Raw genomic sequence first — 21,831 nt, 5'->3', positions numbered from 1 at the left:
GCTACAATCGGGGGGGGTTCGCTCACACGTCGAGATTGCGCACTTCCAAGGCGTGCGTTTCGATAAACTCTCTGCGGGGTTCGACTTTGTCGCCCATCAAGATGCGAAACAAGTCGTCGGCGGCGGCGGCGTCTTCCATGGTGACTTGCAGCAAAGTGCGCCGGGCCGGGTCGAGCGTGGTGTCGCGCAGCTCCTCGGCGTTCATTTCGCCCAACCCCTTGAAGCGGGTGATCGCCAGCCCTTTTTCGCCCGCATGCCGCACGGCGGACAGCAAGCCGCGCAAGTCTTCTAGCGGAATCACGCTATCGCCGCGGCGCAGGATGTAACGGGGATCCTCGCTGCCGGTGCGCTCTTGGCGAATGAGCGACTGAATGTCGAAGCCTAGGCCGGCAAGCTCCGCCAGCGCGGAGTTGATCGAACGCACCTCATGCAGTTCGACGATGTGGAGCCGGCTGACTGTCTTGTCGGTGGCGCCGTTTTGCTTCGCCGCGTCATGTTCGGCTCGGGGCGTCGGGGCCGGATGCTGGTCGGTGACTTTGGGTTCGACGCCGGTCATCGCTTCTTGATGCGCGACGAGATGATCGAGCTCGTCGCGGGTGTAGAGCCAATGCTCCTGCAAGCCGAGAAAGACGTGATAGACCGGCAGCTTGCCGGTGGCGGGGTCTTGCCGCAGCGCGTGGCGCTTGAGGCTGACGCCGCGGCGCTCGAGGGTGATGACGGCGTCTTCCATCCCGGCCAGAATGCGGCAGAGGTTCTTGATTTCGTCCCCCTCGATGCGGCGACCATCGCCCGGCTCGAAGACGCACTCGGACAAGCCGAGGTCGAGCAGGCGCGTCTTCATCTCCTCGTCGGTCTGCACGTAATAGGTGTCCTTCTTCGACTTCACTCGAAACAGCGGCGGCTGCGCCACGTAGACATGCCCGGCGCGGACGAGATGAAACATCTGCCGATAGAAGAAGGTGAGCAGCAAGGTGCGGATATGCGAGCCGTCGACGTCGGCGTCGGTCATGATGACCACTTTGTTGTAGCGCCTTTTGGAGAGGTCGCTTTCTTCGCCGATGCCGCTGCCGATGGCGGCGATCATGGCGCGCACTTCTTCGTTGGCCAGGACTTTGTCCTCACGCGATTTGTAGGCGTTGATGATCTTGCCGCGCAGCGGCAAGATGGCCTGAAACTCGCGCAGCCGTCCGCCTTCGGCGCTGCCGCCGGCGGAGTCGCCCTCAACCAAATACAACTCGCAGCGCTCGACCTGGCGACTGGTGCAGTCGCGGAGCTTGCCGGGCAGACCGCCGTGCGAGAGCGCTCCCTTGCGCTCGCGAATGAGTTGCCGCGCCTTGCGGGCGCTTTCGCGGGCCTCGGCGGCGAGCATCCCCTTTTTCACAATGATCTGCGCCGACTTTGGATGGCGTTCCAGATAGTCGGACAAGTAATCGCCGACGGCGGAGTTGACGATGCCCTCGACCTCGCCGTTGCCGAGCTTGGTTTTGGTTTGCCCTTCGAATTGCGGTTCGGAGACTTTGACGGAGACGACGGCGGTGAGTCCCTCGCGGAAGTCGTCGCCGGAAGGGGTCAGGTCTTTGAACAGGTTGTTCTTTTTGCCGTAGTTGTTGAGACAGCGGGTAAGGGCGGTGCGAAAGCCGGAGACGTGGGTGCCCCCTTCCACGGTGTTGATGTTGTTGACATAGGAGTGGAAATTTTCGGTGTAGTCGGTGGAGTATTGCAGCGCCACTTCGACCGCCACGCCTTCGAAATCGCCAGCGATATAGATGATGTCGGCATGCGCGGCTTCGCTGGCGCGATTGAGATGCTCGATGAACTGCAGCAATCCGCGCTCGTAGTGGAAGGTTTCGCTCTGGCCCACGCGCTCGTCGCGAAACTCGATGCGCACGCCGCGATTGAGAAACGCCAACTCCTGCAGGCGGCGCTGCAAGGTGCTGTAGTTGAACTTGGTGACCGGAAAGATCTGTCCGTCCGGTTTGAAGGTGACCTTGGTGCCGGTCTTGTCGGTGGCGCCAATGCGGCGAACTTCGGTGAGGGGGACGCCGCGCTCGTATTCTTGCTGGTAAACGTGCGAGTCGCGGCAGACTTCGACCTCGCACCATTCGGAGAGAAAGTTGACCACTTTGGCGCCGACGCCGTGGAGCCCGCCGGAGGTTTGATAGGCGCCTTTTTGAAACTTGCCACCCATCTTCAGGTTGGTCATCACCCCTTCGAGCGTGGAGATGCCCAGGTCGGGATGCGTCTCGACGGGGATGCCGCGTCCGTCGTCCTCGACCGTCACACTGCCGTCGATGTTGATGACCACCGACACGTGTTTGGCGTGGCCGGCCATGGCCTCGTCGATCGAGTTGTCGACGACTTCGTAAACCATGTGATGCAGACCGCGCAGTGTCGTGTCGCCGATGTACATGCTGGGGCGGGCGCGCACGTGCTCCAGGTCGGTCTTGTACTCGATTTGCTCGGCGCCGTATTCGCCTTCGACTTTGCGAATTTCTGGCATGGCGGGCTGATCGGCCGCCTCGTCCTGAGCGCCTGGCGCCGCGGTGTTGTGCTGCGCGGAAGCTGTAGCCGCTGTATTTGACAGCGCTGTGTTCTCAGTGGACGGGTTCTCTGGCGAATCGGCGGTCATGCTAGATCCTTCGCGAACGATTGTGTTTTTGATTCTCGCGGCGCGACCGCGAGAGCGATGTGCTGAGATGGATTAGTTCAGGCGATGCGACCGACGCGCACGCGCAAATCGTGAATCCCTTCGTCGGGAAGTCGCTGTTTGAGTTGGGCGAGCAAGGCCGCCTTCTGAAAACCAACTTCCTGCGCCAACAACGAACTGGCGACAATCACTTCAAGCACGCCGCGGCGCGCCGAGCCCACGCGACTCTGGGACGCCAACAGCGGACCGGCGGCGTCGCGCCAGGCGTTTTCGCAGGCGGCGGCGGCTTGCACGCGCGCAAAGCCGCGCCGAGCCATGAGCTCGCCGAGCAAATCGCCGATGGGTTGGGGTGGTCGTGAGGTCATTTTCTCCCGTGGCAGCGGACGTATCATAGCGCTTTCGCCGCGCCTGTCGTGGTCAATTTGGTTGCGACATGCTAGCGTTCGCGGGCCAGCGGCATGATGACATAGCCATAGCCATCGTCGGTGCTGCAAACCGCGGCGCTCTCGGCGTCCTTGATTTCGATGGTGAACGATTTGGCGGGGTCGAGGACTTTCAAGAAATCAATGACGAACCGCGGATCGAGGGTGATCGACAACTCGCTGCCATCGTAGGCGATGGGCAGTTCGACGCGCGATTGCCCCGCTTCGGCCGCCTTACCGGCGAGCGTCAACTTGCCGTCGCCGAAAGTGAAGTCGACGCCGCGGCTTTCGTCGCTGGTGAGGATGGCGGCCTGCTTGACGGCGGAGAGAAAGGGGCCCACGGCCATTTCGATCCGCGCGGCGCTGTCGCGTTTGGGGAATACGTCGCGCCACTTGGGAAACCGCCCCTCAACCAACCGCGAGGAGATCGTGGTGCGCTCGCTCTTGACCAGCGCCGAGTTGCTCTTGAGCGCCAGTCGAATCTCGCTGTCGGCGTCGCCGAGCGCGCGTTCGATCAGATGCATCGCCTTGGTGGGGATGATGGTGGTCGTGTCGCCGGTCTTGTGGCCGCCGACCGACGCGGCCGGCGCCGACATCATCGCCAGGCGGCGGCCATCGGTGCCGACGGCGGTGATCTTGTCTTCGGTCAACTCGATCAGCACGCCGCCCAACGCATAACGCGTGCTCTCCACGTCGGTGGCAAACACCGTGCGACGAATGAGTTCGCGCAGCAGGCGGGCAGGCAACTCGTGATAAGCCGCTTCGTTGAAGGTGGCGACCGTGGGAAACTCGTCGGGGTTCTCACTCAGCAGGCGAAACTCACTGCGTTCGCCACGCACGAGCGTGCCTTGCGCGTCGGACTCCAAACGCAACGCGGCATCGCCGCTCTCGCGAAGAATTTGATTGAATCGCGAGGTGGGGAGCATGACGCTGCCTGGCGTTTCGATTTGCACGCCGGGCACTTCCACGCGCACGCCAATCTCCAGATCGTTGGCGATCAGCGTGGCCGAATCGCCATGCACTTCCAATTTGACGTTCTGCAAAATGGGCTTGGTGCTCCGCGCGGGAGCGACCGCGCTGGCGGTTTGAAACGCGGGAGCCAGCTTGTCTCGTTCGCACGACACCTTCATGGGTCGAGAACCTTTCTCTTGGGGATTTTTTCTTCTTATTTATTTTTTTGTATTGTCAGCAGCAGTAGTGATTCGCGGTCGCGTGTGTTGGTTCAGCGGCGTCACTCGCCGGGCAAGTTATTTAGCGACAAGCGTTTCTTACGCGACGATCACCCTTTCAGCGTGGTGGATAAACCGTTGTTCGCCTGTTCGCGGCACGACGGCGGCCTGGCGCCAATCAATCGCGTTGATTGATCGCCCCTGGCTCGCTGTTGGCAACCAGTCGCCAGAGCAAACTGTTCGACACATCATCTTCACTTTTTCCACAGGAGGCGGCTCGCGACCTTAGGCGCCGGCGAGCGCTCGTTCGATGGCCGCCACTTGCCGACTCAGTTCCGGGTCGCTGTTTAATCTGCGTTTGGTCTGTTCGCAGGCGTGCATCACGGTGGTATGGTCGCTGCGGCCAAAATGCTGGGCCACGCGTTGCAAGCTGGCGGCGGTCCACTCGCGCGACAGGTACATCGCCACGCCGCGGGCGCGTGCCGTTTGCCGACGGCGACTAACGCCCGCCAGTTCGCCGACGCGCAGGCCAAACTCGCGCGCCACCAGTGTCGCGATGCGCGACAGACTCACGGCGGGTCGCGCCGACGCCAGCGCTTCACTATCCAATAAAGGCCGGGTATGCGCCGGAACGGCAGCGCGCAAGGCGATGCGGCGCACCGCGGCATCGATCTGACGGTAGCCGCCGCCTGCGTGTGCGGCGAGGCGAGTCAACTGTTCTGGCGCGAGCGTCACGCCGTGACGCGCCGCGCAATCCGAGGCCATTTGGCGCCGACAGGCCTCGCTGGGCGGGTGAATCTCCGCGACCAAGCCCCCCATCAAGCGACTGCGCAAACCGGCAATGAACGTTGTGCCATAGGCGGGGGGCTGCGAGAGGGTGAGCAGCACGCGCCCGCCGTTGCTCTCTGCCCAATCGAGCAACGACGCCAATTGCTGCTGTGCGGCTTGCTTGCCAGCCAGTTGGTCGAGATCTTCCAACACCAACAACCACGCGGCGCTGAGGCCGCCGACATACTCTTCGACACTGGAGGTGTCGACCGCCTCGGCGAATTCGCGAGCGAAATCGGCGGCGAGCTTGTAGATGATCTGGCGGTCGGGAAAGCGTGACATCGCCAGCCGCGCGACGCCGGCCGCCAGGTGCGACTTGCCGACGCCCGCTGGTCCACACAGCACAACGGGATGATACGGACATTGATCGAGCAGGACCGTGAGCGCGGCGACCACGGCTAGGCGGTTCTCGGGACCGGCGAAGAAGTCGGCTGTGGAAGAGCGCGAGCCTGGCTCGCCAGCAGCGCGCGGTTCGGCGAGCAAAGCGGTGCTGGCAAACGGGATCGTGATGACGCCTTCGACCACGCCAGAGGGTCCGTCCAAGGTGCGGGATGACGCTTGTCGATCGCTGCGCGGCCGATGAACAGCGACGTTCATTTTTCGCGCTCGGATGAGCAAGAAATAACCGTCAGCCCAGGTGAGAATTGGCTCCAGGTAAAGAGCCTGAATTATAGAGAAATTTGGGGCCGCTGACGAGACACTAGAGCGATTTCAGCCACCAGAATTGGCGTGGCGCAAGTGGTTGACAACGGCCGTGATGCGGTCAGCCGCCTGGTCCACTTCGACCGGGGCGCAATCGGCGCCCAGGCTGAGCCGAATGGCCGAGTCGATCCACTCCCGCGACAGCCCCATGGCGGTCAAGGTGGGGGATGGCGCGCTCGATCCGCTGGCGCAAGCCGATCCGGTTGAGCAGGCCACTCCGGCCAGATCGAGAGCCAGCACCAGCATCTGCCGATCAACCCCCGGAAACGACACGTTGCTGGTGTTGGGGAGTCGCCGTGCGTCGGCGCCGTGAATCACCACTGGTCCACAGCCTTGCGACAAGGTTTGCTCCAGGCGGTCGCGTAGCGCGGCGATGCGGGTTTGCTGCTGTTGGAGATCGGTGTGGCGCAGGTCCAAAGCGCGGCACATGCCCACCGCCAGCGCGACGCATTCCGTGCCCGGCCGCGCGGCTTGCTGTTGCTCGCCGCCAAAGAGCAGCGGTCGCAGTATTGCGCCGCCGCGCACCAGCAAGGCTCCGATGCCGCGCGGGCCCTGAAACTTGTGGGCGGCGATCGACATGGATGAAGCCATGAGGCCGCCAAAGTCGACCGGAAGTTTGCCGATCGCCTGCACGGCATCGGTATGTAGCGGCACATCGCGTTCGCTGGCCAGACTGGCCGCCTCGGCCACGGGCTGAAGCACGCCGGTTTCGCTGTTGGCGAGCATCAGGCACACGAGTTTGGGGCGCGCTTCGAGCGCCGCCTGCAAGTCGGGCAGCGCCACCACGCCGTCGGCCTGCGCCGAAAGCCAATCGACCTGCCAGCCACGGCGTTCCAGTTCGCGCGCGGCGTTGATGACGCTGGGATGCTCGATGCGAGAGGCCGCGATGCGCGCCGGCGTGTCGCCCGTCATACCGAACAGGGCCAAATTGTTGGCCTCGGTCGCGCCACTGGTGAAGATCAGCCGGTCGGCCGCGGGGCCGGCGAGTCGGGCGCCGAGCAGTTCGGCGATTCGTTCGCGGGCGTCTTCCAATAGTTGCCGCGCCTTGCGGCCGGCGGCGTGCTGGCTGGAAGGATTGCCAAAGCCTTGACGATAGCATTCGTCCATCGCTGCCAGCACCTCGGGGGCGACTGGCGTGGTGGCGTTGTGATCGAGATAGAGCGGAGCGTTCATCGGCGACCTGGCGGCCAAGGGTGGACAGCGCATCAATATAGGCGGCTTACCGGGATGCTAGCAGGCCGCGGTCGCCATACGGGCAATTGCCATTGTTGACGCCGGCGGGGCGCCGCTATGATCCGCCCCGCGCTGGAGGCGGCAGGAGGCCCCCCGCTGCGCACGATTTGGTTGCACGGCGCCATGTGGCGGTCGTCGACAGGGACGGAGACCTCGCCGATATGCAGACGCCGGCGTTTTTGGCATTGCGGGCCTTGGTCATGTTGGCCACCCTCGTCGCGGTGCCGATGGCAGCGCTATTTTGGAAATCGGTCCCGTCGTGCGTCGACCAGTTCCTGGCCCGCTGCGAAGATCGGCTGGGCATTTCTTTGACTGATCCGACCACCTGGGCCGACCCGGGCAAAGCGCGGCGCGAGGAGGAGCGCTTGGGGCTGATGGAAGCGCCACGCTTTGAGGCGCGTGCGGCGCAAACAGCCGGCGCGGATTGGATCGGTGGTGGGGCCGCGCCGCGGCCGATGCCGGCTGGTCCCGCATCGAAGTTGCCGACACCCGAGCCGCTAATGGCTGACGGCGGAGAGGTTCGCGCTTCGTACCAAGTACCGGCCGCCGCTCGCCGAGTGGGGGCAGGTTCCGCCGACGCGCAACGTGGCGCGATGTCGATGTTCAGCAGTACTTCCGCCGGTTCGCCGCGGACGGAGGATCCGTTTACGCTGGTGCAGCATCGGCTGAAGGAGTTGGGAGCGACCTATTATCTGCTGGAAAGCTGGGGCGCGGATGGCGCCCAGTATCGCTTCCACTGTCAAATGGCGGTCGCCGGCAGCGAGCGCTACAGCCGGCAGTTCGAGGTCATCGCCGATGACCCACTAACGGCGATGCGCCGGGTGCTGAGCTCGGTCGAAGACTGGAAGGCCGGTCGCCAACCGTAATCTCGCGGCGCCGCGCCGCTTCAGTGAGCAAAGATTGAGCCAAACCTGGCGCATTTGGCTCCTGCTTTCCCGCGGGCCAGCAGAGGTCGTTTCTGGCGGCCAGACTGGCCATTGGTTGGCTCAAAAGTGGCTTGCCAATCACCAGTTCAGGGAATAGCCTTGTGTCGTTTACCGCCCTGGGCACGACGATCAACGGCGGGCGCGAACGGCCATTCTCTCCAATTTTCAGAGCCAAACGCGACGCGTTGGGATTGTCGAACCTCCGGGATGCAGTCGATGAAGGGTTTGCCCTGGAGCGCGAGGACGTGGAGCACCGCGGGGTCGCGGCATCCGTTGGCACAGGCCGCACGGAGCCAAGCCGCGCGGAACTGGGGGGCGGGGAGACTAGCCCATTTTCGGGGCGACCGTTACGATCATGGCTCGGGCGAGAGCGTGCGAGCGGCCACCGCGCCGCGCGACGAGCGATTGGCGCGGCTGGAGGCGGCGCTGTTTGTCTCGCGCGAGCCGCAGAGCCTGCGGAAATTGGCACAACTAGCGAACTTGGCGGATGGCACCGAGGCGCGTACATTAGTTCGCCAGCTCAACCGCTATTATGACGCATCGGCCTGCGCCTTTCGCGTGGAAGAAGTGGCGGGCGGATATCGGCTGCTGACGCGACCCCAATTTGGAGCCTGGCTACGAAGACTACATCGCACCCCCGTGGAAACCAGGCTTTCGGCCCCGGCGTTGGAAACCTTGGCTGTCGTGGCATATCGACAGCCCGTCGTGCGGGCCGGCATCGAGGCGATACGTGGAGTTCAATGCGGCGAGATATTACGGCAGTTGATGGATCGCGACCTGTTGCGGATCGTCGGACGATCTAGCGAACTGGGTCGCCCCCTGCTGTATGGAACAACGAAGCGATTCTTGGAAGTGTTCGGCCTGAAGGGTTTGGACGAACTGCCCCGCGCGGCGGAACTAAGAGTCGCGGCGACCAGCGCCGCTGGGCCACCATCGCACAACATGACAAGCGACACACCGTAACGTATTGGATAACTGAACTAGGATTGCGCAGAGGAGCCATCAGTGAAGACCTCATTCGAGCCGGGGCAAGGCGTTTTCGATGCATTACAGCGTGTGCTGGCCGGCACACGCGCGACCGGACTAGCTGACTGGTCCGAGTTGGATCGCGCCTACGTGCTCGCCGCCGATGACGACGACGACGATTGGGATGACGAAGACGACGACGAAGACGATGACGACGACGACGAAGGCGATGAAGACCTCGAAGACGACGAGTGGGAAGAGGTCGACGACGAAGAGGATGAAGAAGCGGACGACGCCGACGACGAAGAAGAGGACGACGACTGGGACGACGAGGACGAAGAAGACGACGACTGGGACGACGACGATGAAGGGGAAGATGACGACGACGATGACGACGAAGATGATGATTAACTAGTCGTCTCCCGCCGCGCGCGGCGCTGGTTTGCGGACATGCGATGACGACCGGCACACCCACCGCCCCCGCGAGTCCCGACACCGCGAACGGATCGACGTTTCGGCAGCGCTGGCTGTTGTCTCCCGCAGTGGCTTGGCGCGCGGCGCGGGTGTCGTTGGCGGCGGTCTGCTATAGCGTGCTGGCGGCGCTATTGATTGCCGCCGCGCGGTTGCCGGCGTACGAGGCGGGCGCGGAGTTGACCGCGTCGCTGGGGGTGGTGCTCGGCATTCTGATTGTGTTTCGCAACAACACCGCCAATGACCGCTGGTGGGAAGCGCGAAAACTGTGGGGGCAATTGGTCAACGACTCGCGCAACTTGGCGCTCAAGGTGCGGGCCTTCGTGCCGCTCGACACAGCCGCGCGCCGCCGCTTTGCGGACCTGCTGGTGGCGTTCGCGCGTGAGCTGCGCGATCATTTGCACGGCGCGCCGGTCGACGGCGAGACCCCCAGCGGGATGGAGATTCCCGCTGGCATGCACCGGCCGGGCTACGTGGCGGGCCTATTGCAAGACGAGCTGGGGCGGTGGTATCGCGCCGGCGGCATGGCCGGCCCCTTGGCGCTGATTTGCGAAGAGCACGCGCGCGGTCTGATGGACGTGTGCGGCGCGTGCGAGCGCATCAAGAACACGCCGCTGGCGCGTTCTTACAAGGCGCTGGCGCGTGAGGGGATTGCGCTGTACGTGTTGGCGGCGCCGTGGTCGTTGTCGCTCGATCTGGGTGTTTGGTCGCTGCCGCCCTTGGCCGTCGGCATCTACTTTTTGGTGGCGCTGGAACTGACGGCCGAGGCGATTGAAGATCCGTTTGGCGTGGAAGACGACGACCTGCCGCTGGAGCGCTATTGCCAAAGCATTGAAAGCTTTGTGAAGCAAGCGCTCAGCGAGTCGCCGCATTGACCCCAGACGCGCCAAGTCAGCGAAGCGAACAATCGCAGGCGCAAAAAAGAGCCCGGCCCCGATGCGTTGAGCGGGGCCGGGCCTGCCAGTGGCGTTGTGCCGATGGCTATTGCTAAAAAGCTTGGCTGCCGAGCGCTGCGTCTGGCGACAGCATCGCCAAGACGCAAAGCAGCCCGTCGGCTGCTCGCTAAGCGAGCCTCACCTGGTTCTGTCTACTCACGGATCACCTCCCTTGCTGGCATTGTTTCCCCGGGGCTCGCCAGACCAGCCTGGCTTGCTGCGGGCTCCAGCCTTACCGGGCCACGTTAGCACCGGTACCGACAATGGCATCGTATGCAGCGCGGTTTGCAAAAATCAAGCGCAATCGGCGAGGCAATTTTTTGAATCTTTGTGAATTGTCTCGCGAAGTGCTGGCGATTACTTCGCGCTTTGCCAGCGAAAGACGCCCTCGACGGCCGAGTGATCCGATAGCGCCACCACCTTAGGATCGCGATACGGATTGACCGTCACGCTCTGCGGCGCCAGTCGTGGATGCGTGCCGCGCGGATTGAGCAGCAAGATGTAGTCGATGCGGCTGCCGGCGTCGTCGACATCTTGCTCGCTGGTGCCGCCGGGCTGGTCGGGATGCAGCGCCGGCCAGAGATCGACGAACTCGCTCTCGGGCCGCGCGGCGGCGAAGCGACTGACCATCAGATGATAGTCCGACTCTTGGTTGGCCATGTCCTCCGGGTCGCCATGCGTGTTGAAGTCTCCCAGCATGATCGCCGGGCGCTCGGGCGAACTGTGCTGGCGGACAAAGTCGGCCAGTTCGATGTACTGCGATGGCCGCAGCGCGTCTTCGCGCGCTTCCAGATGTGTGACGAACACGTCGATCGACTCCGCCGCCTGTTTGGCGCTAGTGACCGCCACCCGCGCGTGCAGCGCCCCCTTGGTGGCGTAGCCGTCGGCCAACAGGCCGTATTTTTCGGGGCTGCTCGATTGCGTGTAGGTCAGCACGTGGGTTTCCAAGAACGGCAACCGACTGACGATCGCCAGGCCGCCGGTGAAGCGATTGGGCTTCACGCGCGGGCTGAACGTCATTTGAAACTGCTCGCCCCACGCCTTGCGCAGCGGCGCCACGAGTCGATCGCGGGCCTTGGACTCGAAGACCTCGCTGAAGCCAATGATGTCGAAGCTGGCCAGCTTTTCGCCGATGGTCTGGGCGCGGTAATTGGGGTCCTTGCGCTTGTTGGCCACGGCGGCCACGCCCGGCAAGAACTGCACGTTGTAGCTGATGACCCGTAACTGACCGTTCTTGAGCAGGTCTTGCGCGACGCCGAGAGAAGGCGACAGCGCGGCGATGGTCAACACGAAGATGAGCAAGTGGCGAACGATCATGGCGGCGTTCCAATCACAGAAAGTCGCTGGGGCAGGGATGTGAGCGGCCCGCGCAGGATAGCGCGCCGGCCGGCGCGGCTCAAGCGGCTAAGTTTCAGCGCCGAGGTCGGCGCGCGGAGGGGGTGGCGCAGCTTGAGATCTTCGCTGTCTACGCGCAGCGCAATCCGAAGAAACTGCGCGCAATTTCAGTGCAAAAGTAGTCGGTTTCTGGTAAAATTGAGCGTGTGATCTGATCTGTTGTTTCGAGCGCAGCAGATTCCGCCATGCCCAATTCACCAACCGCCGCGCCGTTCTGCTGGAAGCCGAACTAGGCGCCGACCAACTCATCGACCATGACTGCCTGGGGAGTGTTGCAAGGCTTCACTCGCCTGCCGCAGTCGGTCGCGCACGCCGACCGTCGCACGGAGATCGACCGCGAGGCGGGTGAGTTGACGAGGCGATTATTGTCGTGAGATTTCTGGCGAGCCGGCCTTAACGCGGCGTCGAGCCATGGCCCCAGGCTTGGCGTCGAGCCGGATCGCCAGTTTTTTGGAGCAGGGGACTTTTGGAAAGGACAGCGCCATGAAAAAACTCGTGTTGGTGGCGTGCCTCTTGTGCTGCGCGGCGTCGGCTCGCGCAGGCAATTGGGGTAGCGGCAACTGGGGTGGCAGCGGCAACTGGGGGAGGAGTAATTGGGGTGGCGGCGGCTGGGGGTATCGCTCGGGTTACGGCGGCGGGCGGGTCGCGGGGGGCGCTTTCTACCCCAACTACAGCACCGGCATCCCCACGGTGATTCCGGGGACGCCCGGCTATCAATTCCAGTTCGGCGGCGGCTACGGATTCAGCGTGGCGCCGAGTCCGACCATCGTAGTCCCCCCGGTCGTGGTCCAACCCTCGCCTTTTTGGGGGTGGTAAATGATCGCAATGGCAAAGCAAGGCAAACCACGGAGACGCAAGATGTCAGTCGAGGAAATAATCTTGGATGTGTTCGATCACTCAAGCAGTCGTGAGGAAGCCTTGTCGCGGATCGCGGCGGCAGTGCAAGCCGCCACCCCCGAAGAGGCGGTGGAGATTGTGGGCCTCTACTCCAGCCGGCTCCAGTTCCACGCGGAACAATGGGGCATCGACTCTCTGTTTCGCGACACGGGGTTTCATACGCTGGTGGAGGAATCGCTGCGAGCGCTCACCCTGTTGCAGGCGAAGGTCGACAGCGTATTGGGTGTCGGCAAGGTAGGCGAGGCGTAGCGATTCGACTGTCCGCCAGCCGGCTCGTCTCCTGGGTTTCGCGTTCCCGTCCCCTCTCTGACACGGGGTCACGGCAGGCGGGCCGGCTGGCTTTTTTTCCTGGAGAAGAGAGGGGGGGGCATGGGGTTGTCTACGGCGACACTCGCTGCTCGCACCAGCAATCGACGGAGAACCAGAGGGGGGCTGTCGACGCCAGAGTAGCTGGCATCGGTTAAAATCGAGTCTGCGATCCGATTTGTTGTTTCGAGCGCAGGAGATGCAGCCATGCCGCACGCCACCAACCGCCGCACCTTTCTCGTGGAAACCGGACTCGGCGCCGCCGCGCTCGGGCTGGTCTCGACCGTCCACGCGGCCGACGCGCCAAAGATTCAGGGGTTCGACGACCAGGGCGCCGCGCCGGCCGCCGCGAAGCAGTGGACGCCGGTCTCGGACCGCAAGATTCGGATGGGCATCGTGGGCTACGGGGTCTGCAAATTCGGCGCGCAGTTTTCGCTGCAAGATCATCCGAATGTCGAGGTGGTGGCGGTCAGCGATTTGTTCCCCGACCGCTGCAGCGAGTTGGCCAAGGTCTGTCGCTGCGAGAAGACCTATCCATCGCTCGAGGAGATGGTGAAGGACGATTCCATCGAGGCGATTTTTGTCGCGACCGACGCCCCCAGCCATTGCCGCCATGCGATCGACGTGTTGAAGCATGGCAAGCATGTGGCGAGCGCGGTGCCCGCCGTGTTCGGTTCGCTGGAAGAGGCGGACCAGCTTTTCGCGGCGGTCAAGGAGTCTGGCCTGAACTACATGATGTTCGAAACCTCCTGCTACCACGACGACCTGTACGCCATGCGGCAGGTGTATCAGGCGGGGGGCTTTGGCCAGCTTCTTTACTCAGAGGGGGAATACTTTCACCACTCGGTCACCTCGATCGACTCCTATAAAAACTGGCGCGTGGGCCTGCCGCCGCAGTGGTACCCCACCCACTCCAACGCCTATTACGTGGGCGTGACGGATGGGAGTTTTACCGAGGTCTCGTGCATGGGCAAGCCAAGCATCTTGGAGCACCTCCAGCCGCAGAACAACGTCTACAAAAACCCGTTTGGCACGGAGGTCGCGCTATTCCGCACCAGCGAAGGGGGCATGGCGCGGATGGCGGTAAGCTGGGACAGCGCCGGCTTTGGGGGCGAAGTGGGACGCGTTCGCGGACAGAATGGATCGATGATCGGCATGCAGTACGACGGGCTGGCGCCGGCGCTGCCCGACCTGACCAAACCGGCGCTGCCACCGACGGTCAGCGCGGGGGGACATGGCGGGTCGCATGGCCAACTGGGAAATGAGTTTGTGCTATCGATCGTGGAACAGCGCGCGCCGGCGATCGACGTGGCGAAGTCGCTCAACATGACGGTGGCGGGGATCGTGGCCCATCAATCGGCCCTCAAGGATGGGGAACTGCTGAAGATTCCGCAGTACAAGCTGTGAGCGACGCATTTTTTGTGGCACGCGAAGCGCTCGATGAACTTGTAATGCTCTCGCGGCAGCGATAATATACTGATGTTCAGTATATGTCAATCATCGAGCGAGGCGCGGCGGTGCTGCACGCAGACCCCTTTCAAACGGGCGGCGCGCTGGCGGTGAACATCCGTCGGCTGATGGTGCGCCAGGCGCTCACGCGCCGGCAGTTGGCCGGACTGGCGGGGGTTGATCTGCGGACGCTCAAGCAAATTCTCTCGGGGGCGCAGCGCCGGCCGCACGCCCGCACCTTGGCCCGGCTGGCGGATGGGCTGGGGGTGTCGAGCCACGAGTTGTTTCGTCCGCCGCAGGCGCCGTGCCGCGAGGAGGTCGATCGCCAAACCAACGTGCTGGTCGACGAGGTGTTGGCCGAGCAGCCGCGGCTGGTCGAGCGCTGGACCAGCAGCGATCTGCGGCAACTTTATAGCCAGTTTGGCGCCGGCGGCGCGCTGACGCGCGAAGGGACGTTGGCCACCATCGACAAAATCAACCAGCGCCGCGCGGTGCAAGAGAAGGTGGCGCTACTCATGGAGACGCACGAGGCGGGGCTACTGACCGAACTGGTCGACGCGCTCTACCGGCGGGTGGTGGTGACGCCCGCCGCGTCCCCGGTCGCGCGGTGTGCTGCGTCAATCGATGGCGGCGCAGACCAGATTGGAGAACTGCGCCAGCGAGCGGCGGCTGCGCTCCAAGGGCTCGGTGGAGAGGATGACCGCGAAGACGCCGCGCGCCGGGTCGATCCAGACCAGCGAGCCGGTGGCGCCCCAATGCCCATACGCGGCGGGGGAGAGTAGATCGCCGAAGCCGCTGGGATGGGCGGGCCAGTGCAGTTGCCAGCCGAGGCCCCACGGTTGGCAGCGGCGATGGGTCTCTGGCACGAACGGCATTTGGGCGAACTGGTTGGCGGTCATCGCGGCATGACTGGCGCGGCTGATCACGCCGCGGCGGCCGGTCGGTATCGCCAACAGATGCTGGCAGAGCCGGGCCAGATCGGCGGCGCTGGAGATAACGCCCCCCCACGGCGCGCCCAGACCGAGCCAATAGGGAGAGTTCCACAACAGGTCGCTGGCGCTGTGCATGCCGGCCACGCGAATCTCGGCCACGCGGTCGAGTTGAGCGGCGCGGCCGAGCGTGGTGTCGCGCAGGGCCAACGGGGTGAAGACGCGCTCTTCGAGCACGCGGGCCAGCGACCGGCCCGTCACCTTTTCGACAATCGCCGCCAGGACCAGATAGCCCATGCTCTGATACAGCACGTCGTGCCCTGGCAGAAACGCCGGCCGCAGCGAGCAGACCTCGGCCAGAAACGCGGGCAGCGGCGCCTGCGCGGCCCGCAATTGCGCGTTGGAGGGGGGCATGTCGGGCAGGCCGGAGGTGTGCGTCAACAAGTGCGCCACGGTGATGGCGTGCTTGCCGTTTTTGCCGAACTCGGGCAGATACTCGGCGGCGGGGGCGACCAGCGACAACTCGCCCGACTCGACCAGCGTCATGACGGCCATCGCCGTGATGGGCTTGGTGGGGGAGGCGATCAAAAACAAGGCGTCGTCGCGCAAGGGAGCTGGCGAGTCAAGTTCTTGACGGCCCAACGACCAGGTATGGACCTCGTCGACCGTGCCGATCGCCGCGCTGACCGCGGGCAGGAAGTCGCGCCGCACGCACTCGGCCAGATGGTTGCGAATTTGCTCCAGCGCTGGGGGAGAAAACGTCGGCACGGGGATGTGATGAAAGTCGCTGTGCATCACGGGGATCAATGAACCAAATCGGGCAGCTTGATTCCCAAGACAGCAAGGTTGCTGCATTCAGCGTACTTGAGCACTAGGTAGTCCGCTCGGATTTCGAAGGGTTTTGGATTGGGATCGCTGTCCGTCGAGTTGTGTTTTCGTCGATGCGGCAAGACGAGTACGACGGTGTCGAGAACACCACTGCTATCGACGAACCAATCTACGAGAATTCCCCAGTAGATGTAGTCGCCGACAACTGCCGTCACACGAATTGCGTCGTAGTCGGTTGCGGGAATCGAACCATCTGGCGACTCGCCGTGTAGGAGATAATACCAATCATTCCAGCGAAACAGCGGAAATCGGCGATCCCAATCAAATCGCCGAACCAAATGACGCAGCAGGCGGCCTAGCAAGACGGCGGCCATACACAGAGAGACAAAATAGGCCAACAAGAAAAGTGGGAACGGACCGCTTGCAATGGATTTAGTAGCCTGCTCAAAGAGCGCTCCTTCTTTGCCAGGCTGCGCCGCGAGCAAGACCAATGCGGATTGCAAATCGACCTGGATTGGACCATGCACAGACGCCAATCGTTGGATCCAAACAAACGAACCCAGCCAATTGAAAAGAAGAATCCAGCCCGCGTGCAATACGAGCGCAACCGTGAGTCCTAGCGGGATTTCGTCGGTCAGCGGGCCACGGCCAGCGGGGCGGCCTCGTTCGCGACGATATGCGTAGCAAAGAAAGATGCCGGGCAATGCGAAGAACAGGATTAGCAGCGCCGAGAATGCGAAATTCATGGCGCTACGATGCCCTGGCTACTGTGCGGCAACCGGTTCGTTCGGCAGGACCGGGCCGACGAACACCTCGTAGGTCTTGCCCGCCAAGGACACCACCGGGCGATTGGCGCGCTGATTGGAGGCGGATTGCTCCATGGCGTCGGAAAGCTGCCGGCGCGCGGTCGCGTTCGCCAGAATCTTGCGTATCTTCTTGCTTAGACGAACTTCCATTGTCTCACCGTGTCGGGCGCTAATCAGACTGGCTATCGTTTCGTGTCGTCAGTGAGCGACCAAAACCTTAGCGATTCAAAGGGCATTATACGCAAGGATGGCCGGTACTTCTAACGCCAATTTGATAGGCGAATTTCGTGTCAAACTAGCCGGTTCATCCCTGCCTACCCGGGCGGGCGACGACGCGGTGGAAGTGCAACTCCACCTCGCGATCGACCACGCGGCGAACCCCTTCGACCAGACAGCGCGGCTCGTTGTCTTCTTGCCCCACATGCACGATGTCGGCCAGCTTCATGCCCGGCGGCACCGTGAAGGTGCTTTGATAGATGATCTGATTGCCGGCGTCGAGTTCTGGCACGATGAAGTGACAGGTGCAGCCAAAGGTGAGCATGCGGGCGCGATAGGCGTCGTCGTAGGGGCGCATGCCAGGGAAGCTGGGGAGCAGTCCGTGATGCAGGTTGATAATGCGTCCGCCGGCGTACTTCCAGCAACTGCTCGCCGGCAGCACGCGCATGTAGCGGGCCAGCACCACGTAATCGACGTCGTACTGGTCGCAGATCTCGATCAGTTTGTCGTCGTCGGGGACGCCACGATCGTTGCCGATCAGATGCCAATCGACGCCAAATTGCTCCGCCAGCGCGCGGCAGTTGGGGCGGTTGCCGATCATCACCGCCGCCTCGGCGCGAATTTGCCCATCGCGAATGGCGCGTAGCAGCGCCAGCGGCGGCTCGGGGCGATAGGTGGCGCAGATGGCGATGCGGGGGCGCTCGGCGCGCAGCTCGGACGACCAGACGCGCACCGAGAGACCCGTTGCCCGGCCGATCTCGCGCATCGCCTGCTCCAGCGCCGGCAACTGCTCGGCGGGCAGGTCGACCCGCATGAGCATGGCGAAGAGCCGCTCTTCGTCGTGGTCGTACATCTGGATTTCGGCGATGTTGCCCCCCTCGGCCGTCGCGTAGTGGACGATGGGGTCTGCCAGGCCACGATTGTCGGGCCCGACGGCGGTAATCACGATGCGCATGTTGCCAACTACTGTGTGAGGCGGGGGGCGGCCGACGCGGGGCGTGTCTGGGAGGCGGGCTAGCCGCCGGCGCGCTGTTGGCACAGCGCCGCGAACTCGCCAAACACCTGATCGGCCAGCCGCTGCATGGGCGGGAGCCGCCGCGGGACATCGCGGCGAACCTGAGCCGGATCAATATAGTCTAGCTTGCTCAATTCGGCACAGCCGTCAGGATCGTCGATCCAGCAATCGATGATTTCTGGCGTCACTTCCAGGTGAAACTGCAAGGCCCAGGTTTGCCGGCCGTAACGAAAGGCCTGCTGCTCGCAAATGGCCGATCGCGCCAATTGTTCCGCGCCGGCGGGCAAATCGAACGTGTCGCCGTGCCATTGGAAAATGGTTTCGCGCGCGGCGAAATGCCGCAGCAGCGGGTCGCTGTCGGCCGCCGGCGTTGTTTCGACCTCGTACCAGCCAATTTCCTTGGTGGGATTGTGCCGCACCGGCGCGCCGAGCGCCGCGGCGATCAACTGCGAGCCGAGGCAGATGCCGAGCAGCGGAATCTGGGCCGCGATCGCCTGGCGTATCCAGTCGATCTCGGGGGCCAGAAACGGAAAGCGATCTTGCTCGTCGACGTTCATGGGTCCGCCGAGCACCACCAACCCGGCCAAGAGTTCTGGGTGAAACTCGCGCGGCGGGTTGTGATACAGATCGACATATTGAAAGGCGACGCCAGCGCGGCGAAACACGCCGTCGATCGTGCCCAACGGTTCGCGGGCGACATGCCGAAAGACAAGCACGGGTTTCATCGAGTTTCCTTGCCTCGCGGCGCCCACCCAGCGCGCGTCACTTGCCGGCGAAGCGGCGCAGGGCGTCGCGATTCAGTTCAATGCCCAGCCCCGGCGCCGTCGGGATGGACAGCAGTCCTTCGGCGTCGAGCCGCGGCGGATCGACGACGATCTCTTCGATATACGGCGCGGGGGTGATGTACTCCACAAAGCGGGCCACCGGCATGGCCGCCGCTAGATGGAGGTCGGCCGCGAGCCCCACCGCCGTGTTCCAGCCGTGGCTGACCATTTGTATGCCATGATCGTGCGCCATCCAGGCGACGCGCCGCGCCTCGCTGAGACCGCCGCATTTGGTGGCGTCTGGCTGAATGATGTCGACCGCGCCGCGCTCGATCCACGGCAGAAACGCCTGCCGCCGCGTGAGCACCTCGCCGCCGGCGATCGGCACGGGGGAATGTTCTCGCAGGCGAATATAGCCTTCGATGTCGTCCGGCGCGAGCGGCTCCTCGAACCAGCCAATCTCGTAGGCCGCCAGCATCTCGGCGGTGCGCAGCGCCCACTTGTAGCCATGCGGCCAGAACTGTTCGCTGCCGCCGGCGTCGACCAATAGCTCGACCTGGCCGCCCACGGTGTCGCGGGCAGTGCGCACCAGCAGCTCGTCGTAGTCGTGGCTCACGCGCCCAAACGGACGCCAGCCCAGCTTGATCGCGCGAAAGCCGCGGGCGACGGTCGCCTGCAAGGTGTCGCGCAGGCGATTGGGCTCGTCGAACAGGATGGAGCCATACGGTTTGATCTTTTGGCGGTAGCAGCCGCCGAGCAAACGCGACACGGGCTGCCCGCACGCCTTGCCCAAGAGGTCCCACAGCGCGATATCGATGCCGGAGATGACGTGTTCGATGGCGCCGCCGCGTCCCTGCCAGAAGCTGGCTTGGCGCAGCTTTTCGGTGACGCGTTCGGGTTCGAGGGGGGCTTCGCCGTGCCACTGTGGGCGCAAGAAATCGACGCCGGCTTGCACCAGCGCATGGCCGGTGAACACGCTGCCGACGCCGTAAAGCGGGCCGTCGGTGCGCACTTCGACCAGCGCGTGCAGGTCGTCCTCGGGCGCGTGGCCATCTGGCCAGCCGCCATCGGGCGTGCCGCCAACCAGTCGATGCACGAGTATGTCGGTGATCTTCATTTGGCTCCTTGCGGTTGTCGCGCCATGCGGACCACGAGTTGTTCCAGCACCGTGCGCGCGGGCAACTGACTGTCACCCTTGAGGGCCAGATCGGCGTCGAGCAGCCACTGGCAGAGTTTGCCGGCGCGTTGGCGGCCGAGTTGGCGCAGTTGCGATTCGCTCTTGGCGACGACAAAGGGACGCACGCCAACCTCTTCGAGCGCGGCGCGGAGCGACGCGCGGCGGCCGGCTTGTTCGGCTTCTTCCACCAGGCGCGTGGCAGCGGCCAGGCGGCGCAACGTCGAGCCGACCTGTCCCAAAAGCCCAATGGGGTTCTCGCCGCCGATGAGGAGCCGATCGAGTTCGACCAGCGCGGTCGGGGCGTTGCCGGCGAGCGCGGCGTCGAGCATTTCCCAAGTGGTTTTGGCGCGCCAACCGCCGACTAGCTCTTCGACCTGCCGGACATCGATGGCCGGCGCGTCGCCGATGGCCGCCGCCAGCTTAGCCAGTTCCTGGTCCAACAGGCCCGGCTGCGGGCCGACGATCTCCAACAGCAGATCGAGCGCGTCGCCGGCAAGCTCTTTGCCATGCCGCTTTTGCGACCAGGCCGCCAGCCACTTGCGCAGCTTGGCCGCGGTGGGCGCCGTGGCTTCGATGGTCAGTCCGCTGGCGGCGATCGCCTTGGCCAGTCGCGTGTTGCTGGGCCAGCTTTTGACATCGAGTAGCAGAGTGCTGGCCTTGGCCGGTTTGGCCACATAGTCCTCTAGCTCGGCGCGGTAACGGCTGACGAAATCGTCGGCGTCTTCGACCACGATGAAGCGGCCGCCCGGTCCGAACAGCGAGACGGTGTCTAACTCGTCGAGCACGTCGCGGAGCGTGGCGGTATCGCCGGAAAAAACGGTTTGCGAAAAGTCGTTGTCTTCGCCGAGCGCCGCGCGGCGCAGCGTTTCGATTACCAGCCGCTTAAGAAAGCGCTCGTCGCCGCTGACGGCGATCGCCGGCCGCGGCGGATGCTTTTGCGGCTGGTCGAGATAGTCGATGGCGTGGAGCGTGGCGGCGGCCATGGTGGTCGGCAAGGGGATGCGTGATAGCAGCGCCGGTCGGCCGTTTTCGAGTCAATCCGATGGCGCACGTCGAGTGCCCAGTAGACCAGAACCTGAGCGGAGGATGAAGCGGGCAACGACGCTTGGGTCGAGATGCCGAATCAAGGAGTCACTGCCTCAATGCTCGAAATTGCGCGAAAATCGCTGACGTTGAAGGTAAAGATCCGTAGGACGCCGTTCGCCAGCATGGTTGCGGCCAGTTGATGATCGAACGATCTTTTCGCGGCCACTGGCGCCTGACGAATGAGGTCGGCCCATCGGGATACAACGTCCGCGGGCACAACAAGGAGTTCCATACCTGGAAGCGACAGAATTTCTTCGATGGCTTTTAGCGCCTCCTCACAGCTTTTCGCTTGTGACACTCGGCGCGCATTAGTCACCGTCGCAAAGAATTCAAACAAGTTCTGCGGCGCGACGCACAGCCCAGCATTCTCGTTCTGAGCCGCTTCCAGCAATGTGCGACTTGCCTCGAAATGCTCACTATCTTGAAAATACGCATAGACCAGAACATTCGTGTCGACGAGCGCTTGGTCAGTCGCGGTCATCGTAGATCTCCTCGCGGGTTAGCTGGCCGAGCACCTTGCCGGGCCAGGTCGACAGTCGCACCGGTTTGGTCGGTGGCCCTTTTTCGCTATCCACTGGCTGTCGGCGAAGGCATTCCACCATCGCGGCAATGGCCTTAACGAATGGCTCTGGCAACCCGCGTACGTCGATACTTTCCATTGCTC

At 63.6% G+C, this 21,831-nt stretch carries 22 protein-coding genes; 7 read left to right on the top strand and 15 right to left on the bottom strand.

The window, feature by feature from the left end; genetic code table 11:
• Positions 1-22: 22 nt before the first annotated feature.
• The 5 genes from K1X71_11575 to K1X71_11555 all read right to left on the bottom strand — a co-directional run bounded on the left by K1X71_11575 (position 23) and on the right by K1X71_11555 (position 6,941).
• A complete protein-coding gene (locus tag K1X71_11575) occupies positions 23-2,629 on the bottom strand; it encodes a DNA gyrase subunit B (protein MBX7073777.1) in 2,607 nt (868 codons plus the stop codon).
• Positions 2,630-2,706: 77 nt separating this feature from the next.
• A complete protein-coding gene (locus K1X71_11570) occupies positions 2,707-3,012 on the bottom strand; it encodes a DUF721 domain-containing protein (GenBank protein MBX7073776.1) in 306 nt (101 codons plus the stop codon).
• A gap of 71 nt (positions 3,013-3,083) precedes the next feature.
• On the bottom strand, positions 3,084-4,199 hold the full coding sequence (gene dnaN, locus K1X71_11565) for a DNA polymerase III subunit beta (GenBank protein MBX7073775.1): 1,116 nt from the start codon (positions 4,197-4,199) through the stop codon (positions 3,084-3,086).
• 324 nt (positions 4,200-4,523) lie between these two features.
• The gene (locus tag K1X71_11560; GenBank protein ID MBX7073774.1) at positions 4,524-5,663 is read right to left on the bottom strand and encodes an ATP-binding protein; all 1,140 of its coding nucleotides are present in this window, start codon (positions 5,661-5,663) and stop codon (positions 4,524-4,526) included.
• Between the two features lie 114 nt (positions 5,664-5,777).
• Positions 5,778-6,941, bottom strand: coding sequence for a cysteine desulfurase (locus tag K1X71_11555; GenBank protein MBX7073773.1), 1,164 nt, complete (start codon positions 6,939-6,941; stop codon positions 5,778-5,780).
• Positions 6,942-7,162: 221 nt separating this feature from the next.
• On the opposite strand from K1X71_11555, the gene K1X71_11550 reads away from it, so the two are divergent.
• The 4 genes from K1X71_11550 (at position 7,163) to K1X71_11535 (ending at position 10,239) form a co-directional block, all read left to right on the top strand.
• Positions 7,163-7,867: a hypothetical protein gene (locus K1X71_11550; GenBank protein ID MBX7073772.1), complete on the top strand. Its 705-nt coding sequence runs from the start codon at positions 7,163-7,165 to the stop codon at positions 7,865-7,867.
• Positions 7,868-8,332: 465 nt separating this feature from the next.
• A complete protein-coding gene (scpB, locus tag K1X71_11545) occupies positions 8,333-8,890 on the top strand; it encodes an SMC-Scp complex subunit ScpB (protein ID MBX7073771.1) in 558 nt (185 codons plus the stop codon).
• 42 nt (positions 8,891-8,932) lie between these two features.
• Entirely contained in the window at positions 8,933-9,304 is a 372-nt protein-coding gene (locus K1X71_11540) for a hypothetical protein (GenBank protein ID MBX7073770.1), read from the top strand.
• Between the two features lie 44 nt (positions 9,305-9,348).
• Entirely contained in the window at positions 9,349-10,239 is an 891-nt protein-coding gene (locus K1X71_11535) for a hypothetical protein (protein ID MBX7073769.1), read from the top strand.
• A 417-nt stretch (positions 10,240-10,656) separates the two neighbouring features.
• On the opposite strand, the gene K1X71_11530 is transcribed toward K1X71_11535, so the two are convergent.
• Positions 10,657-11,616 carry a sphingomyelin phosphodiesterase gene (locus tag K1X71_11530; GenBank protein MBX7073768.1) on the bottom strand — a complete coding sequence of 320 codons (960 nt, stop codon included), beginning with the start codon at positions 11,614-11,616 and terminating at the stop codon, positions 10,657-10,659.
• Between the two features lie 561 nt (positions 11,617-12,177).
• On the opposite strand from K1X71_11530, the gene K1X71_11525 reads away from it, so the two are divergent.
• The 3 genes from K1X71_11525 to K1X71_11515 all read left to right on the top strand — a co-directional run bounded on the left by K1X71_11525 (position 12,178) and on the right by K1X71_11515 (position 14,304).
• Positions 12,178-12,510, top strand: a complete 333-nt coding sequence (locus K1X71_11525; GenBank protein ID MBX7073767.1) for a hypothetical protein — start codon at positions 12,178-12,180, stop codon at positions 12,508-12,510.
• Positions 12,511-12,552: 42 nt separating this feature from the next.
• Complete coding sequence (locus K1X71_11520; protein MBX7073766.1) at positions 12,553-12,840, top strand: hypothetical protein; 288 nt, start codon at positions 12,553-12,555, stop codon at positions 12,838-12,840.
• Between the two features lie 264 nt (positions 12,841-13,104).
• Positions 13,105-14,304 carry a Gfo/Idh/MocA family oxidoreductase gene (locus K1X71_11515; GenBank protein MBX7073765.1) on the top strand — a complete coding sequence of 400 codons (1,200 nt, stop codon included), beginning with the start codon at positions 13,105-13,107 and terminating at the stop codon, positions 14,302-14,304.
• Positions 14,305-14,963: 659 nt separating this feature from the next.
• Here K1X71_11515 and K1X71_11510 read toward each other — a convergent pair.
• The 9 genes from K1X71_11510 to K1X71_11470 form a co-directional block, all read right to left on the bottom strand.
• Positions 14,964-16,070: a beta-lactamase family protein gene (locus K1X71_11510; GenBank protein ID MBX7073764.1), complete on the bottom strand. Its 1,107-nt coding sequence runs from the start codon at positions 16,068-16,070 to the stop codon at positions 14,964-14,966.
• An 8-nt stretch (positions 16,071-16,078) separates the two neighbouring features.
• Entirely contained in the window at positions 16,079-16,807 is a 729-nt protein-coding gene (locus K1X71_11505; protein ID MBX7073763.1) for a hypothetical protein, read from the bottom strand.
• A gap of 60 nt (positions 16,808-16,867) precedes the next feature.
• Positions 16,868-17,059: a hypothetical protein gene (locus tag K1X71_11500; GenBank protein MBX7073762.1), complete on the bottom strand. Its 192-nt coding sequence runs from the start codon at positions 17,057-17,059 to the stop codon at positions 16,868-16,870.
• A gap of 154 nt (positions 17,060-17,213) precedes the next feature.
• The gene (locus K1X71_11495; protein MBX7073761.1) at positions 17,214-18,080 is read right to left on the bottom strand and encodes a formyltetrahydrofolate deformylase; all 867 of its coding nucleotides are present in this window, start codon (positions 18,078-18,080) and stop codon (positions 17,214-17,216) included.
• A gap of 59 nt (positions 18,081-18,139) precedes the next feature.
• Entirely contained in the window at positions 18,140-18,865 is a 726-nt protein-coding gene (locus K1X71_11490) for a gamma-glutamyl-gamma-aminobutyrate hydrolase family protein (protein MBX7073760.1), read from the bottom strand.
• A gap of 37 nt (positions 18,866-18,902) precedes the next feature.
• On the bottom strand, positions 18,903-20,021 hold the full coding sequence (locus K1X71_11485) for a mandelate racemase/muconate lactonizing enzyme family protein (GenBank protein MBX7073759.1): 1,119 nt from the start codon (positions 20,019-20,021) through the stop codon (positions 18,903-18,905).
• Positions 20,018-21,064 (bottom strand): DNA polymerase III subunit delta, encoded by a 1,047-nt coding sequence (gene holA, locus K1X71_11480; protein MBX7073758.1) that lies wholly within the window; start codon positions 21,062-21,064, stop codon positions 20,018-20,020. The genes K1X71_11485 and holA overlap by 4 nt, the downstream gene beginning before the upstream one ends.
• 140 nt (positions 21,065-21,204) lie before the next feature.
• Positions 21,205-21,648 (bottom strand): PIN domain-containing protein, encoded by a 444-nt coding sequence (locus K1X71_11475; protein ID MBX7073757.1) that lies wholly within the window; start codon positions 21,646-21,648, stop codon positions 21,205-21,207.
• Positions 21,635-21,826 carry a hypothetical protein gene (locus tag K1X71_11470; protein MBX7073756.1) on the bottom strand — a complete coding sequence of 64 codons (192 nt, stop codon included), beginning with the start codon at positions 21,824-21,826 and terminating at the stop codon, positions 21,635-21,637. The genes K1X71_11475 and K1X71_11470 overlap by 14 nt, the downstream gene beginning before the upstream one ends.
• Positions 21,827-21,831: the final 5 nt, after the last annotated feature.

The organism is Pirellulales bacterium, assembly GCA_019694455.1.
Taxonomy (GTDB): domain Bacteria; phylum Planctomycetota; class Planctomycetia; order Pirellulales; family JAEUIK01; genus JAIBBY01.
The sequence above is the reverse complement of the archived record's forward strand: the minus strand, read 5'-3'. Positions and strand labels throughout refer to the sequence as shown.

Coding starts and splice junctions, on each gene's coding strand:
- K1X71_11575 (MBX7073777.1), bottom strand. CDS start 2,629: ATGACCGCCGATTCGCCAGAGAACCCGTCCACTGAGAACACAGCGCTG.
- K1X71_11570 (MBX7073776.1), bottom strand. CDS start 3,012: ATGACCTCACGACCACCCCAACCCATCGGCGATTTGCTCGGCGAGCTC.
- dnaN (MBX7073775.1), bottom strand. CDS start 4,199: ATGAAGGTGTCGTGCGAACGAGACAAGCTGGCTCCCGCGTTTCAAACC.
- K1X71_11560 (MBX7073774.1), bottom strand. CDS start 5,663: ATGAACGTCGCTGTTCATCGGCCGCGCAGCGATCGACAAGCGTCATCC.
- K1X71_11555 (MBX7073773.1), bottom strand. CDS start 6,941: ATGAACGCTCCGCTCTATCTCGATCACAACGCCACCACGCCAGTCGCC.
- K1X71_11550 (MBX7073772.1), top strand. CDS start 7,163: ATGCAGACGCCGGCGTTTTTGGCATTGCGGGCCTTGGTCATGTTGGCC.
- K1X71_11535 (MBX7073769.1), top strand. CDS start 9,349: ATGACGACCGGCACACCCACCGCCCCCGCGAGTCCCGACACCGCGAAC.
- K1X71_11530 (MBX7073768.1), bottom strand. CDS start 11,616: ATGATCGTTCGCCACTTGCTCATCTTCGTGTTGACCATCGCCGCGCTG.
- K1X71_11525 (MBX7073767.1), top strand. CDS start 12,178: ATGAAAAAACTCGTGTTGGTGGCGTGCCTCTTGTGCTGCGCGGCGTCG.
- K1X71_11520 (MBX7073766.1), top strand. CDS start 12,553: ATGTCAGTCGAGGAAATAATCTTGGATGTGTTCGATCACTCAAGCAGT.
- K1X71_11515 (MBX7073765.1), top strand. CDS start 13,105: ATGCCGCACGCCACCAACCGCCGCACCTTTCTCGTGGAAACCGGACTC.
- K1X71_11510 (MBX7073764.1), bottom strand. CDS start 16,070: ATGCACAGCGACTTTCATCACATCCCCGTGCCGACGTTTTCTCCCCCA.
- K1X71_11500 (MBX7073762.1), bottom strand. CDS start 17,059: ATGGAAGTTCGTCTAAGCAAGAAGATACGCAAGATTCTGGCGAACGCG.
- K1X71_11495 (MBX7073761.1), bottom strand. CDS start 18,080: ATGCGCATCGTGATTACCGCCGTCGGGCCCGACAATCGTGGCCTGGCA.
- K1X71_11490 (MBX7073760.1), bottom strand. CDS start 18,865: ATGAAACCCGTGCTTGTCTTTCGGCATGTCGCCCGCGAACCGTTGGGC.
- K1X71_11485 (MBX7073759.1), bottom strand. CDS start 20,021: ATGAAGATCACCGACATACTCGTGCATCGACTGGTTGGCGGCACGCCC.
- holA (MBX7073758.1), bottom strand. CDS start 21,064: ATGGCCGCCGCCACGCTCCACGCCATCGACTATCTCGACCAGCCGCAA.
- K1X71_11475 (MBX7073757.1), bottom strand. CDS start 21,648: ATGACCGCGACTGACCAAGCGCTCGTCGACACGAATGTTCTGGTCTAT.
- K1X71_11470 (MBX7073756.1), bottom strand. CDS start 21,826: ATGGAAAGTATCGACGTACGCGGGTTGCCAGAGCCATTCGTTAAGGCC.